The sequence below is a fragment of the Roseicyclus marinus genome (assembly GCF_036322625.1).
Taxonomy (GTDB): Bacteria; Pseudomonadota; Alphaproteobacteria; order Rhodobacterales; family Rhodobacteraceae; genus Roseicyclus; species Roseicyclus marinus_A.
Genome location: NZ_AP027266.1, coordinates 1 through 14,018, shown reverse-complemented (window position 1 = coordinate 14,018; position 14,018 = coordinate 1). Strand labels below are relative to the sequence as shown.

At 65.4% G+C, this 14,018-nt stretch carries 13 protein-coding genes; 3 read left to right on the top strand and 10 right to left on the bottom strand.

What is annotated here, in order from left to right; all coding sequences use genetic code 11:
- Nucleotides 1-46 precede the first annotated feature (46 nt).
- Entirely contained in the window at nucleotides 47-1,351 is a 1,305-nt protein-coding gene (locus AABA51_RS00065; RefSeq protein WP_338273321.1) for an HlyD family type I secretion periplasmic adaptor subunit, read from the bottom strand.
- Nucleotides 1,348-3,081, bottom strand: coding sequence for a type I secretion system permease/ATPase (locus AABA51_RS00060; protein WP_425328825.1), 1,734 nt, complete (start codon nucleotides 3,079-3,081; stop codon nucleotides 1,348-1,350). The genes AABA51_RS00065 and AABA51_RS00060 overlap by 4 nt, the downstream gene beginning before the upstream one ends.
- A 217-nt stretch (nucleotides 3,082-3,298) precedes the next feature.
- Between AABA51_RS00060 and AABA51_RS00055 the strand changes: the two genes are divergently transcribed.
- From AABA51_RS00055 to AABA51_RS00045, 3 genes are all read left to right on the top strand, one after another.
- The gene (locus AABA51_RS00055; RefSeq protein ID WP_338273319.1) at nucleotides 3,299-4,015 is read left to right on the top strand and encodes a VacJ family lipoprotein; all 717 of its coding nucleotides are present in this window, start codon (nucleotides 3,299-3,301) and stop codon (nucleotides 4,013-4,015) included.
- 61 nt (nucleotides 4,016-4,076) lie between these two features.
- Complete coding sequence (locus AABA51_RS00050; protein ID WP_338273318.1) at nucleotides 4,077-4,616, top strand: ABC transporter substrate-binding protein; 540 nt, start codon at nucleotides 4,077-4,079, stop codon at nucleotides 4,614-4,616.
- A complete protein-coding gene (locus AABA51_RS00045) occupies nucleotides 4,613-5,194 on the top strand; it encodes a hemerythrin domain-containing protein (RefSeq protein WP_338273317.1) in 582 nt (193 codons plus the stop codon). The genes AABA51_RS00050 and AABA51_RS00045 overlap by 4 nt, the downstream gene beginning before the upstream one ends.
- Before the next feature lie 134 nt (nucleotides 5,195-5,328).
- On the opposite strand, the gene AABA51_RS00040 is transcribed toward AABA51_RS00045, so the two are convergent.
- The 8 genes from AABA51_RS00040 to dnaA all read right to left on the bottom strand — a co-directional run bounded on the left by AABA51_RS00040 (nucleotide 5,329) and on the right by dnaA (nucleotide 13,918).
- On the bottom strand, nucleotides 5,329-5,724 hold the full coding sequence (locus tag AABA51_RS00040) for a hypothetical protein (protein WP_338273316.1): 396 nt from the start codon (nucleotides 5,722-5,724) through the stop codon (nucleotides 5,329-5,331).
- Nucleotides 5,725-5,787: 63 nt separating this feature from the next.
- Entirely contained in the window at nucleotides 5,788-6,168 is a 381-nt protein-coding gene (gene csgH, locus AABA51_RS00035; RefSeq protein WP_338273315.1) for a curli-like amyloid fiber formation chaperone CsgH, read from the bottom strand.
- 80 nt (nucleotides 6,169-6,248) lie between these two features.
- A complete protein-coding gene (locus tag AABA51_RS00030) occupies nucleotides 6,249-6,686 on the bottom strand; it encodes a hypothetical protein (RefSeq protein ID WP_338273314.1) in 438 nt (145 codons plus the stop codon).
- Nucleotides 6,687-6,931: 245 nt separating this feature from the next.
- Nucleotides 6,932-9,349 (bottom strand): DNA topoisomerase (ATP-hydrolyzing) subunit B, encoded by a 2,418-nt coding sequence (gene gyrB, locus AABA51_RS00025; RefSeq protein WP_338273313.1) that lies wholly within the window; start codon nucleotides 9,347-9,349, stop codon nucleotides 6,932-6,934.
- 115 nt (nucleotides 9,350-9,464) lie between these two features.
- A complete protein-coding gene (locus AABA51_RS00020) occupies nucleotides 9,465-10,085 on the bottom strand; it encodes a LysE family translocator (protein WP_338273312.1) in 621 nt (206 codons plus the stop codon).
- A complete protein-coding gene (gene recF / locus AABA51_RS00015; protein ID WP_338273311.1) occupies nucleotides 10,082-11,188 on the bottom strand; it encodes a DNA replication/repair protein RecF in 1,107 nt (368 codons plus the stop codon). Before recF ends, AABA51_RS00020 begins: the two co-directional genes overlap by 4 nt.
- Nucleotides 11,189-11,288: 100 nt before the next feature.
- Nucleotides 11,289-12,407: a DNA polymerase III subunit beta gene (dnaN, locus tag AABA51_RS00010; protein ID WP_338273310.1), complete on the bottom strand. Its 1,119-nt coding sequence runs from the start codon at nucleotides 12,405-12,407 to the stop codon at nucleotides 11,289-11,291.
- 125 nt (nucleotides 12,408-12,532) lie between these two features.
- Nucleotides 12,533-13,918, bottom strand: coding sequence for a chromosomal replication initiator protein DnaA (gene dnaA / locus AABA51_RS00005; protein ID WP_338273309.1), 1,386 nt, complete (start codon nucleotides 13,916-13,918; stop codon nucleotides 12,533-12,535).
- Nucleotides 13,919-14,018: the final 100 nt, after the last annotated feature.

Below are 14,018 nucleotides of genomic sequence, written 5' to 3'. Positions count from 1 at the left end.
CGCGAAGCTAGCCGGGGGCCATGGAAAGGGAAAGGGGCCAAGCGCCTCAAGTTTCGCGGAAAGCGCGGTTGAAATAGACCCTCAAAGGATCGATGAGATAGGATAGCGGGGTCCGGTCGCGGGTGCGCATATAGGCCTCGACCGGCATGCCGGGGACCAGTTGCCGGTCACCCAGACGGGCGATTTCCCCGTCGGACAATGCGATCTCGACCCGGTAGTAGCTGGCCCTCGTCGCCTCGTCGGTGAAGGCATCGGCGGAGACCTGCGTCACCGTGCCGACAAGATCGGGCATATTGCGCAGATCGAAGGCCGGGAACCGCAAGGTGACGGGCTGCCCGGCAAAGACCTCGTCGATGGCGGTGGCGGCGACACGGGCAGAGATGATCAGGGGCCGCCCCTCGGGCACCAGATAGGCCACCGGTTCGGCAGCGCGCACGACGGCCTGTGCGCCGAACACCTCCATCCCGATGATGCGCCCTGCCATGGGCGCGCGCAGGTCGAGTTCGGCCATGCGGCGTTCCAGATCGGCGACGCGCTGGCGCAATTCCTCTTCGGCGACGCGCACCTCGCGCAATTCGGCGATGGCTTCCTCGCGGCGGGTGCCGGTCAGTTGCAGGATCGCCAATTCGGTCTCGATCACCCGTTCGGCGGCTTCGGCCATGCGCGCCTCGACCTCGCCCAGAGAGCCGCGCAACTGGGCCGCGTCGCGTTGCAGCCTCAGGATCGGATCGGACTGGATCAGCCCCCGCGCGAACAGGTCCTGCTGACGGTCGAGATCGGTCATCACGAGGTCCAGCTGCTCGGTCAGCGCGCGTTCCTGCGCCTCGAGCGCGGCGATCTGCGCCTCGATCTGGGTCACGCGCCCCGACAGGCGCGCAGCCTCGGCGGTCAGGCTTTCGGCGCGGGCTTCGAACAGGTTCGCCTGCCCCCGCAAGAGATCGCCCAGATCGGGATCGATGTTCGCGGCGGCGCGCAGGTCATCGGCGAACCGCACCTCGTCCGCGCCATCGCGCTCTGCCTCCAGCCGGGCGCGGCGCAGCCGGACTTCGAACAGCTGTGCGCGGGCGACGGCGAGATCACGGGCCAGAAACCCCGGCTCCAGCCGCAGCACCGTATCGCCCGCCGCAACGCGGTCGCCCTCGCCCACGATCACTTCGGCCACGCGCCCGCCTTCGGGATGCTGGATCGCCTGACGGTTGCGATCCACCTCGATCCGGCCCGAAGCGACGACGGCACCGGCCAGCTGGGTCGTGACCGACCAGAGGCCGAAGCCCGCGAACAGGAGACCAAGGGCAAGGAACCCCGTCACGATCGGTCGGCGGACCGACCATGCGCGCGCCGGATCGCTCATGCCACGCCCCCCTTGCTCGCGCCTGCGGCCGTGATGTCGGCATGATTGACAAGGGTCCGGGCCAGCACGTCCTGGGTCGGACCGAACAGGGTCGGCACACCACCCGAAAGCACGAGCAGCCGGTCGCATTCACGGATCGCGGCGGGCCTGTGCGCCATGATCAGGACCGACCGGCCATCCGCCTTGACCGCCTTGATCGCGGCATTCAGCGCCAGGGAGCCGTCATTGTCCAAGGCAGAGTTCGGTTCGTCGAGCACCAGAAGAACCGGGTCCCCGTAGAGGGCACGGGCAAGCCCGAGCCGCTGGATCTGCCCCCCGGACAGCCGCGCGCCAAGATTGGAGACACGCGTTTCATACCCTTCGGGCAGATCGAGGATCATGTCATGGGCGGCAGCGGCGCGGGCCGCCGCCACGACCCTGTCGCTGTCGGGGGCGGGGTCGAGCCGGGCGATGTTTTCCGCGATCGTGCCTTCGAACAGCGTGACCGCCTGCGGCAGATACCCGATCAGGCGACCCAAGATGTCGGGATCATACTGGTCTAGCGCCGCCCCATCGAGGCGGATCTGCCCCGCAGCGGGCCGCCACACCCCGGTTACCGCACGGGCGAGCGTCGATTTTCCAGACCCCGAAGGCCCGATCACCCCGATGGCCTGGCCGGGTTCGATCGTGAAGGCAACGCCACGCAGCGTTGCCGCCTGGGCACCGGGCGGCAGGACGGCAAGCTGCGACACCTCGAGCCGGGCACTGGGCCGGGGCAGGGGCATGCGGGGCATGGGCACCGGCACCTCGTCCAACAGGCGACGCAACTTTGTCCAACCCTGCGCCGCCTCGGCAATGGCTGGCCACTGGCCGATGACCTGTTCCACGGGGGCCAGCGCCCGGCCCATCAGGATCGAGGCCGCGATCATCGCGCCTGCCGTCATCTCGGCGCGCAAGACCAGGTAGGCCCCGAGACCCAGGATCGCCGATTGCAGGAAAAGCCGGAAGGTCCGCGCGGCGGTGGTGAAGCCGCCCGTGACGTCCGAGGCCCGGATCCCCTCGCCAAGGGCCATGGCGCGTTGCCGGCGCCACCGCGCGAAAGCGGCATCGCCCATGCCCAGGGCGCGGATCAATTCGGCTTCGGTCTGCATCTCGGCCGCGACCTGATCGGCGGCACGAGACGCAGCCAGAGCGCGCGCCATGGGGGCAGAGCCCAGCGCGCGATTGGCCAGCGTCACCGCCACCAGCACGACAGCGCCCAGCGTGGCCAGCCACCCAAGCCAAGGATGGAACAGAAAGATCGCGGCAAGAAAAAGCGGCGTCCAAGGCACATCGAACAGCGCAAGAAAGACCGGTGCGCCGGTCAGCCGCTGCACCGCAGCGAGATCCTGCAGCCCGGTCTGTCGTTGCCCAGCCTGCCCTGCGCGCGCCAGGGCGGCGCGGAACACCCGTCCGTCCAGATTGTCCTGAAGCCTTGCGCCATAGCGCGCCGCCACACGACCGCGCACATGGTCGAGAACCGCCATCATCAGGAACAGGAAGACAAGCAGGACCGTCAGCGCCACAAGCGTCTCGCGCGAGCCCGACCCCAGCACCCGGTCATAGACCTGCAACATGTAGATCGGGCCAGTCAGCATCAGCAGGTTCACGGCCATGCTGAACAGGGCCACCGACCACAAGAGCCACGCATTGCGGCGACGAAACAGCGTCAGATCATCCGGTCCCGGCACGCGTTCCGCAGGTGATGCCATTGGAAATACTTTCTACACACTTGGGACAGTGGGGTTTTACCCCGGTTTCCGTCTGCCCCAAAAACCATTAACACTATGTTTGTCCGATAGATCGGATCGCGAATCCCTTTGATTTCCGCAGTGCGGCGCTAGTTCAACCTGCACCGTTGCTGCCAGTTGCGGAACCATACTCTTGGCCAGACTTTTCCTCCATCGCATTGTTTCCCGTCTGCTCGGTGTGGCATTCGTTCTGACCCTTGCTGCTTGTGGCCCCGGTGCCATGCCCCCCGGCGACAGTATCGTGGACGCCGATGAGGCACAGAACCGCGAAGTGCACCGTTTCAACGTCGCGCTCGACCGGTCGCTTGTCCGGCCGGTGGCCCAAGGATACGGCACCGTGGTGCCAGGCCCCGTGCGGCAAGGCGTCGACAATTTCGCCTCGAACCTGTCGCAGCCGTCTTATGTGCTCAACAACATCCTTCAGTTCCGGCTCGGCCAGGCCACGCACAACACGCTGCGATTCGTGATCAATTCGACCATCGGGATCGGCGGCCTGTTCGATCCGGCGACGGCGCTGGGGCTGGATGCGCGGGAAACCGATTTCGGCGAGACGCTGCATATCTACGGCGCACCCGAAGGCGATTTCGTGATGCTGCCGGTCTTTGGCCCGTCGACGACGCGCGATACGATGGGGCTGGTGGTGGATGTGGCGACGAATCCTGTCCGCGTCTTCGTGCCGGCACCCGAAAGCCGCTACGCCTCGGGCGGTCGGGTGCTCGACGTGTTCGGCGACCGCTATGACAACCGCGTCGTGATCGACGGGGTGCTTTACGAAAGCGCCGACAGCTATGCGCAGTTGCGCTCGCTCTATCTTCAGAACCGCCGGTTCCAGCTGGGCGGCGCGGATGGAACAGAACTTTACACGGATCCGTATGGCGATGCCCCGCAACAATGATTTTCCGATAACGCGCCGTGTGCTGCTTGGCCTTGCTGCATCTGCGGGTGCCGCTGCGCTGATGCCCGGCAGGGCCCGCGCGCTGACGCCTGATTCCGCCTCGGTGCTGGTGCAGAACGTCACCTCGGAAATCACCCGGATCATCAATTCGGGCCGGTCCGAATCGGCGATGATCGGCGATTTCGAACGGATGATGGCGCGTTACGCCGATATGCCGACCATCGCGCAATCGGTGCTTGGGCCAACCGCGCGCTCTGCCAGCGGCGGGCAGCTGTCCGCCTTTACCGACGCGTTTCGCGGTTACATGGCGCGCAAATACGGGCGACGCTTTCGCGAATTCATCGGCGGCACGGTGACCGTTGCCGGCGCTCAGGATACCGGGCGCTATATCGAGGTGAATTCGACCGTGACCATGCCCGGTCAGGGACCTTTCGAGGTCCGCTTTCGCGTCTGGGACCGGTCGGGTCAGGCCTTGTTCATCGATATCCTGATCGAAGGTGTCTCGCTCGTCATCTCGGAACGCTCCGAGATCGGCGCGATCCTCGACCGCAACGGCGGTTCCATCGACGGGACGATCCAGACCTTGCGTGGCATGGGGTGACGGGCCGCAACGCGACAGATCTGACGCTGGAGAACCGGACGGGCCTTCCCGAGGCGCTGCGCGTGCTTTTGCACGACTATCCGCGCGAGGGGTGGCAAGCCGATCCGGGGTTTCACGGGCTGGTCAGTTTCTGGCTGGAACGTCACATGATGTTCCGCCAGCTGATGGCCCGCATGACCACCGATACCCAAGCGTTTCTCGATGGCCGCACGGATGCCCGCAGCTTTGCCGGGGGCATCGCGCAATTTGGCGGCATGTTCGTGAACCAGTTGCATGGTCACCACCAGATCGAGGATCACCATTACTTTCCGATCCTGCGAAGCCGGGATGACAGGATAGAACGGGGGTTCGACCTGCTCGATGCCGATCACCATGCGCTTGACGGCATCCTTGCGCGGTTCGTCGATCAGGCGAATGGCGCGATCCAGGGCGTCACGGGGTCCGATCCCAAGACAGGGGCCGGGCGTCTTCTGACGGGTCTGGCCGATCTGGAAAGGCTGATCGACCGCCACCTGACCGACGAGGAAGACCTGATCGTTCCGGTCATCTTGCGCGACGGGCCCAGCGGGCTGGGCTGAACGCCGGCAAAAAGACCCCCCGGGGCGCAGATGGCACCACCGGAGGGCAAGGTATCGGGACTGCTCGAAACGGGTCGGACGCCCGGCCCTTGGGGACCTGTGAACTGGCCGGGCGTCCTTTCGGCTGTCGACGATCAGTCGAAGCCGAACTGAAAGGTCAGGCCTGCCTGACCGTTGCGGGTCTGCACGACATTGGCTTGCGCGCCATTGCCGAACTGAAAGATGCCATGCGACTGCCCGTAGCCGCGCTGGTCGAGCAGGGCGCTATGCCCATTGCCCTCCTGATGGATCAGGCCCTGCGATCCGGACCCCGCAAGCTGGCGGAGGGCGGCACCGTTCAGGCTGCCATCCTGATGGACGAAGGCCCCGCTTTCGACGCCCCGCGCGATCCGGTAGAGCGCGAGCCCTGCACGGAGCATATCCGCCTGCGCCCCCGATCCGGGCGAGAGGCTGAGGCTCAGGGTCCCCCCGGCCGTTGCGGGAAGGGTGGTGACGGCAATGGCGGCGGCAACAAGGGCAGAACGGATCATGGCAGTGGTCCTTTACGCGTTACATGGAAACAGGTCGGGCAAGGGGCGCGACGGCCCCAGGGGTCAGGTTTGTTCGGGGCAGCGCAGACTGTGCCCCCCGGTCTCGAGCGTCAGGTCGACCGCGAGCCCCGAGGCGGGACCGTTCAACGTGACAGCCCCAAGCTGCGCGGTTTCCCCGGCGCGCAGCGCAAAGCTGCCGCCCTGGTTCATCAGGACACCGCCCCGGCTGACGCGCAGGTGGTAATCGCCCGCGACAGCCTCGGTCGCGGCGACATGGCCCGTCACGGTCAGTGATCCGCCGCGCGACAGGGTTTCGACATGGCACGACAGGGGGCCTGCAGGCATGGGACCCTGTCGTGCCGATTGGCCCGCGATGGCGGTACAGCCCAGGACAAGGGCCGCAAGGCTGCCGCCAAGCGCAAAACCGGGGGATGGGAAGGTCATCGTTGTGGTCCTTTCGCGGAAAACCCGATCGCCGCCCCCGACCACAGCGCCTTGTGCCTGCGGTCCGGGGTCACGCGCGCTCAGTCCTGGATGATGAGGGTCACGTTGCCGTTGCCGTAGGTTCGCGCCGTGGCCGTATTGCCGTTGCCGACCTGGATGACACCGACCGCATTGCCGAAGCCGCTGGTCTGGATGTCGGCGCGGTTGTTCGACCCGAATTGCGCGACGCCATTGGCATTGCCGCGACCCGACTGCCGGGAATTGACGGTGTTGTGCCAGCCACGCTGACCGATGGCGGTGGTGTTGCGCGCGCCATCGGTCATGGCGATGGTGGTGTTGCCCCAGCCATCCTGGATGATCGAGGTGCCGTTGCAGCGGCCGCTCTGGGTGATGCCGATGTCATTCCCACGGCCCCATTGCTCGGTATAGGCGGTGGCGCAATTCGCGAGGGCCGGGGCCGACAGCGTGACGATCAGCGCGGCAGAGGCGAGGGCGGTCTTGAGCAGTTGGTTGGTCATGTCGTGATCCCTTTGGTGCATGGGCGGGTATGTCGACGCTGGCGGGACGATGCCCGTTGGCCGATGACCAGACGCTGCAGCGGGGTCACGATGTCAGGCAATGTCACCGCCAAGACAGCGGATGACGGGCCGGTGTTATCGGATGGCAGGGGGCTTGGTGCGCCTGAAGGCGCACCCTACGGTATCGTGTCACAACATGGGTAGGGTGCCGCCTTCAGGCGCACCAAGCCCCGCACGCCGAAGGATCAGAAATCCAGGTTCTCGACGCTCAACGCGTTTTGCTGGATGAATTCGCGGCGCGGTTCGACCACGTCGCCCATCAGCTTGGTGAAGATGTCGTCAGCCTCGGCCAGATCGTCGACCTTGACCTGCAACAGCGTCCGGGCCTCGGGATCGAGCGTGGTTTCCCACAGCTGGTCGGGGTTCATCTCGCCCAGACCCTTGTAGCGCTGCATCTGCTGACCCTTGGCCCCTTCGTCGAGAACCGCCTGAAGCAATTCCGATGGGCCGTGAATCAGTTGCTCGCGGTCCTTGCGGGCCAGTTTCGCGGGTTTGCGATAGACCTCCCGGCTGTCGCGGCTGACCTCCGAGATCTTGCGCGCTTCGCCCGAGCGCAGGACAGCGCCGTCAAGCGTCCGGATCTCTTCCACCCCGCGCAGGACGCGGGACAGCCGGATGCCGTGATCCTGGGTGATGCGCCCGGTCCAGCCGCGCTCGTATTCCACCGCAACCAGATCCAGCCGCTTGGCCACGTCATCGGCCACGAGCTGCAGGTCACCATCCGCCCGACCCGGATCAAAGGCCCCGGCGATGGCCGCCTGTTCCACGATATGTCGGGGGTAATGCGTCGGGAAGGCATCGAGGATGCGCCGGAACTGCCGCGCCCCTTCGACCACGCGGGCCAGGTCGGCGCCCGCGATTTCCTCGCCACCCGGCAGGCGCAGCACCGCGCCCTCGATCCCTTGGGCGATCAGGTAATCCTCGAGCGCGGCCTGATCCTTGAGATAGACCTCGGACTTGCCGCGGCTGACCTTATAGAGCGGGGGCTGTGCGATATAGAGATAGCCGCCTTCGATGATCTGCGGCATCTGCCGGAAGAAGAAGGTGAGCAGCAGCGTGCGGATATGCGCGCCGTCCACGTCGGCATCGGTCATGATGACGATCTTGTGGTAGCGCAGCTTGTCGATGTTGAATTCGTCCCGCCCGATCCCGGTGCCAAGCGCGGTGATCAGCGTGCCGATTTCCTGGCTCGACAGCATCCGGTCGAACCGCGCGCGTTCCACGTTCAGGATCTTGCCGCGCAGCGGCAGAACCGCCTGGTTGTGGCGCGACCGGCCCTGTTTGGCCGAACCGCCCGCGCTGTCCCCCTCGACCAGGAACAGCTCGGATTTTGCCGGGTCTTTTTCCTGGCAATCGGCCAGCTTGCCGGGGAGGCTTGCGACATCCATCGCCGTCTTGCGCCGCGTCAACTCGCGCGCTTTCCGTGCCGCCTCCCGCGCCAGCGCGGCCTCGATGATCTTGCCGACGATCACCCGCGCTTCTTGCGGATGTTCCTCGAACCATTCGCCCAGCTTCTCGTTCATAAGGTTCTCGACCGCCGGTCGAACCTCGGAACTGACCAGCTTGTCCTTGGTCTGGCTCGAGAATTTCGGATCGGGCACCTTGACCGACAGGACGCAGGTCAGACCCTCGCGCGCGTCGTCGCCGGTGAAATTCACCTTCTCGCGCTTGGCGATGCCGGACGATTGCGCATACAAATTGATCGACCGCGTCAGAGCGCCCCGGAACCCCGCCATATGGGTGCCGCCATCGCGCTGCGGGATGTTGTTGGTAAAGGGCAGCACCATCTCGTTGTAGCTGTCGTTCCACCACATTGCGACCTCGACACCGATCCCGTCGCGTTCGCCCGAGACATAGATCGGTTCGGACATCACCGATGTCTTGGACCGGTCGAGGTAGCGCACGAATTCGCGCACACCGCCCTCGTAGACCATCTCGACCCGCACGGGTTCGGCGTGGCGCAGATCCTCCAGCACGATTTTCACGCCGGAATTGAGGAAGGCCAGTTCGCGCAGCCGGTTTTCCAGCGTCTTGAAGCTGTAATCGAGGTTGGAAAAGGTCGAGGTCGAGGCAAGGAACCGAACCTCGGTCCCCGTATCGCCGTTGCTGTCGCCCACGACCTCCAGATGCTTGACGGTATCGCCGCGCTCGAACCTTGCGTGATGTTCCTTGCCGTCGCGCCAGATCCGCAGGTCCAGCCAGTCGGAAAGCGCATTCACCACCGACACGCCCACGCCGTGCAAACCGCCCGAAACCTTGTAGGAATTCTGGTCGAATTTGCCGCCCGCGTGCAGCTGGGTCATGATGACCTCGGCGGCGGAAACGCCCTCTTCCTCGTGGATGCCCACGGGAATGCCGCGTCCGTTGTCGCGCACCGAAACGCTGTCATCGGCATGCAGCGTCACATGGACGTAATCGGCATGACCGGCCAGCGCCTCGTCGATGCCGTTGTCCACGACCTCGTAGACCATGTGATGCAGGCCCGAGCCGTCGTCGGTGTCGCCGATATACATGCCGGGGCGTTTGCGGACCGCCTCCAAGCCTTTGAGAACCTTGATGGAATCTGCGCCATATTCACTCGGCGCGGGGGCGTTGTCTGCCATGCGGTATTCTGCCTGTTCTGCTTGCCGTTTGTATACCGCCCGCAGCGGGGAATGTCACGTCGCAGGCACAAGATTTAGGCGTTGAACCCGCACCAACCCCGAAGCCCTTGCGCCCTCAGACAAAGGGGATCGCCACACCAACCAGGATCAGCAAGATGCCCGATCCGATGTTGAGCCTGCGGATCGCCTGCGGGCTTTGCAAAAGCCGCCGCGCGCGGTCCAGAAACAGCGCGAGCCCCAGGTTACCCAAAAGCGGCACGATGGCCGAAATCGCAAGGATCGCGGCGATATCGGGGGCGGTGATCCGCGTCAGGTCGAAAAACCCGGGCAGAAAGCCCATGTAGAACAAGATCGCCTTGGGATTGCCGATCACGGCGGCGACCCCCACCGAAAATCCCGCCCACAGACCGGGTCGCGTCATGCGGCTGTCGGTGCCGGGCGTCTTGGCAGGCGCGCGGAACAACAAGAGCCCCATCACGATGAACACCCCCGCCGCGATCCAGCGCAGCACCGCCAGCGCATCGCCATACAGCGACAGGACCCAAGCCAGCCCAAGGATGGCGCACAGGGGCCAGATCAGATCACCCAGCGCCACGCCGACGGCCAGGGGCCATGCCCCCGCCATGCCGCCCGACAGCGCCCGCGCGGTCAGCGCCACCCAGACCGGTCCGGGAATGACCCAAAGACCCGCCATGGCGGCGGCATAAAGCGCCAGTTGTTCGAAGGTGACGGTCACTCAGCGCCCGCAGGTTCGATCCGGGCCTCGCTGGCCCCGCCGGTATCGGCGACCGCCACATACTGCGCCCGCGCGCCCAGTTCCACGAAAAGTTCGGGGCCCGTGCCCGTCATCCAGGCTTGCGCCCCGAGCGTGCAGATTTCGTCGAACAGCGCCGCGCGGCGGCCCGCATCCAGATGCGCCGCAACCTCGTCGAGCAGCACAAGCGGCGCGGCCCCCGTATCGGCCTTGAGCGCGCGGGCATTGGCAAGGATCAGCGAGATCAAAAGCGCCTTCTGCTCGCCCGTGGAACATTGCGCGGCGGGCATGTCCTTGTCGGCATAGACGGCCACCAGATCGGCGCGATGCGGCCCGATCAGCGTGCGCCCCGCCGCCATGTCGCGCCCCCGGTTCTCGGCCAGTGCCGCCGCGTGATCCTCGGGCGTGGGCAGATCGTCGCCGTCGAGCGTCAGCCGCGCGGCGGGAAAGGCGGTGGCCGCCCCCTCCTGTGCGGCAAGAATGCGGGAAATGGCGTCACGCCGGTTCGCGGTCAGGATCACGGCGCTGTCAGCCATCTGGCGTTCGAGCGCCATGTACCAGCGCGCATCGCCGATCTGGTCCTTGAGCAGACGGTTGCGTTCGCGCATCGCCTTTTCATAAGCCAGCGCTGCCTCGGCATGATCGGGCGTGAAGCTGAGCGCGATCCGGTCGAGAAACCGCCGCCGCCCATCCGCGCCTTCGATCCAGAGCCGGTCTTGCGACGGCACCAGCCAGACGATCCTGAGCAGCCGCGCCAGTGCCGTCTGGGGGCTGGGCTTGCCATCGATGCGGGTCGCGCGCGACTGCCCCGGTTCTGCGGTCAGTTCGATCTCGTGCCCCAGATGTCCGCCCGCGATCTCGGCCTGCACCTTCCAGCCAAGCGCTTCGGGGCGGCGGATGATCTCTTCGGCGGCGGCGCGCCGCAAGCCGCGTCCGGGCGACAGCAGCGACACCGCCTCGATCAGGTTGGTCTTGCCTGCCCCATTCGGCCCATGGATGGCCACGGGCCGCCCGTCGAAATCGAGCCGCGCGCGGCGGTGGCTGCGGAAATGGCTGAGGGTGAGGGTGGCAAGATATGGGGTCATGGGAGCGTTTTCCTGCAGGAAAACGAGCGGGAAAACTCGAGTTTTCCCAGCCGCAAAACCCGGGTTTTGCGTGGCGGAAAACCCGGGTTTTCCGCCCTGCTCACACCCGCATCGGCATCACGACATAGATCGCCGTCGTGTCATTGCCTTCGCGCATAAGCGTCGGTTCGCCGGGGCTGGAGAACAGGAAAACCGCGTTTTCCCGATCCACCTGGCTGGCGATTTCCAGCAAGTATTTCGCATTGAACCCGATCTCGAGCCGATCGTCAGCATAGGCCACGGCCAGTTCTTCCTCGGCGTTGCCGGCATCGGGCGCGTTGACCGACAGAACCAGCCGGTCCTCGTCGAGCGCCAGTTTCACGGCGCGCGAGCGTTCCGAGCTGACCGTCGCGACGCGGTCCACCGCCTTGGCGAAATCGGCGGCATCCACCTCGAGCCTGCGGGTATTGCCAAGCGGGATGACCCGCGCGTAATCGGGGAAGGTGCCGTCGATGACCTTGGAGGTCAGGGTGATCTCGGGCGTGGCGAAGCGGATCTTCGTCTCGCTCACCGACACCGCGATCTGCGCCTCGTCATCATCCAGAAGCTTGCGCAACTCGCCCACGGTCTTGCGCGGCACGATCACGCCGGGCATGCCCGCCGCGCCGTCGGGCAGGGTCGCATCGATACGGGCAAGACGGTGACCATCGGTGGCGACCGCGCGCAGCACCGGGCCGGTTTCCCCCTCGGCGACATGGAAATAGACGCCGTTCAGGTAATAGCGCGTCTCTTCGGTCGAGATGGCGAATTTCGACTTGTCGAACAGGCGGCGCAAAACGGGCGCGGGCGCCGCGAAATTCGCCGAATATTCGGTCGAGGTCATGACCGGGAAATCTTCCTTGGGCAGGGTCGCGAGCTGGAAATTCGACCGCCCCGCCTGCACCGTCAGACGCCCCGCCGCCGCATCGGCGCTCAGCGTGACCAAGGCACCATCGGGCAGCTTGCGCACGATTTCATGCAGCGTCACGGCGGAAACCGTGGTCGCGCCCGCGCGCTCGACCATCGCGGGGGCCTTGTCCACCACCTCGATATCGAGATCGGTGGCGCGGAAACTGACCGTGTCGCCCTCGGCCTCGATAAGCACATTGGCAAGGATCGGAATGGTGTTGCGGCGTTCGACCACCGATTGCGCCTGAGAGACAGCACGCAACAGGGTGGCGCGCTCGATCGACAGTTTCATGACCCTTGCTCCGACAAGATGCGGGGGCTGCGACACTAGCCGCGTCCCCCGTCAGCACAACCATTTTTTAAAGGAGTGTCCGCGCGGGCTCCGGGCGTCAAGCCCCCAAGACCCGCGCGCAGCCCTCAGGCCTCGAGCATCCGGCGCAGGATCTCCGCATCTTCGGCGATCTGGCTGTCGACGGCCATCAATTCCTCGATCTTGCGCACACCGTAAAGGACGGTGGTGTGGTCGCGCCCGCCCAGCTTGCGGGCGATCTCGGGGTAGCTGCGGCTGGTCAGCGACTTGGACAGGTACATCGCCATCTGCCGGGGCCGCGCGACGGCGCGGGCGCGGCTGGTGCCGGTGATGTCGTTCTGGCGGATCTTGTAGTATTCGCAGCAGGTCTTGATGATCTGGTCCAGCGTCACCCGGCGATCGGTCGATTTCAGGATATCGGCCAGACAATCCTGCACCAGGTCGATGGTGATCTCGCGGCGCACCAGATCGGCAAAGGCGAACAGCCGGATCAGCGCACCTTCGACGACGCGGATATTGGTCGAGATGCGCAGCGCCATGAATTCCAGCACGCCCTCGGCCATGCGGATCTGGGGATTGCGGGCCATGGCCTGTTCGGCCTTGTGCTGCAACACGCCCAGCCGCAGTTCGTAATCGGTCGGGTGCAGGTCCACGACGAGGCCGCATTGCAGACGCGACGCGATGCGGGCGTCCAGCTCCTCCATATCGACCGGGGCGCGATCGCCGGAAATGATGATCTGCTTGCCCTCTTCCACCAAGGCATTGAACGTGTGGAAGAATTCTTCCTGCGTCGAGGTCTTGCCGGCGATGAACTGCACGTCATCGACCATCAGCACATCGACCGAGCGGAAGATCTGCTTGAAGGTCATCGTGTCCTGTTCGCGCAGCGCGCGCACGAAGCGGTACATGAACTGTTCCGCCGACAGGTAAAGGATGCGCGCACCGGGGAAACGGGCGCGCAAATCCCATGCGATGGCATGCATCAGGTGGGTCTTGCCCAGGCCCACCCCGCCATACAGGAACAGCGGGTTGAAGGTCACGTCGCGCCCTTCGGCCACGCGGCGGGCCGCGGCATGCGCCAGTTCATTGGGCTTGCCGACGATGAAATTGTCGAAGGTATAGAGCGGGTTGAGCGTGGCGCCCGGCAATTCCTCGGTGCCGGTGCGCAGGTTGGACACAGGGCGCAGGCTGGCGGCCTCGACCGGCTGGGCGGGCGGCGCAACGTTGCGGTTGCCCGCCTGGCGGGAGGCACCGCTGTCCACGGTGAATTCCACCCGGTCAACGCCGACGCCTGCCGAGATCAGATGGCGCAGGATGACGTCGCCGTAATTCTGCGACACCCAGGATCCGAAGAAATTCGTCGGAACGTGGAACCGCGCGGTGCGCGCATCGAGACGATCAAAGACAATCGGGTCGATCCATGCGGAAAAGTTGTTCTCTCCGACAGACTTGAGCAGTTCGCCCCTGACTTGCCCCCACGTCTCGTGCGTCATCGTTCGTTCCATCCTCGTTCTTTTTCTTTCGACACAACCGTCGATTCTCACTCGCACTGACGACACCGTCCTCTTGGCGACAGCAGAATGACGGAGGCTG

Coding starts and splice junctions, on each gene's coding strand:
- AABA51_RS00065 (WP_338273321.1), bottom strand. CDS start 1,351: ATGAGCGATCCGGCGCGCGCATGGTCGGTCCGCCGACCGATCGTGACG.
- AABA51_RS00060 (WP_425328825.1), bottom strand. CDS start 3,081: ATGGCATCACCTGCGGAACGCGTGCCGGGACCGGATGATCTGACGCTG.
- AABA51_RS00050 (WP_338273318.1), top strand. CDS start 4,077: ATGCCCGGCAGGGCCCGCGCGCTGACGCCTGATTCCGCCTCGGTGCTG.
- AABA51_RS00040 (WP_338273316.1), bottom strand. CDS start 5,724: ATGATCCGTTCTGCCCTTGTTGCCGCCGCCATTGCCGTCACCACCCTT.
- csgH (WP_338273315.1), bottom strand. CDS start 6,168: ATGACCTTCCCATCCCCCGGTTTTGCGCTTGGCGGCAGCCTTGCGGCC.
- AABA51_RS00030 (WP_338273314.1), bottom strand. CDS start 6,686: ATGACCAACCAACTGCTCAAGACCGCCCTCGCCTCTGCCGCGCTGATC.
- gyrB (WP_338273313.1), bottom strand. CDS start 9,349: ATGGCAGACAACGCCCCCGCGCCGAGTGAATATGGCGCAGATTCCATC.
- recF (WP_338273311.1), bottom strand. CDS start 11,188: ATGACCCCATATCTTGCCACCCTCACCCTCAGCCATTTCCGCAGCCAC.
- dnaN (WP_338273310.1), bottom strand. CDS start 12,407: ATGAAACTGTCGATCGAGCGCGCCACCCTGTTGCGTGCTGTCTCTCAG.
- dnaA (WP_338273309.1), bottom strand. CDS start 13,918: ATGACGCACGAGACGTGGGGGCAAGTCAGGGGCGAACTGCTCAAGTCT.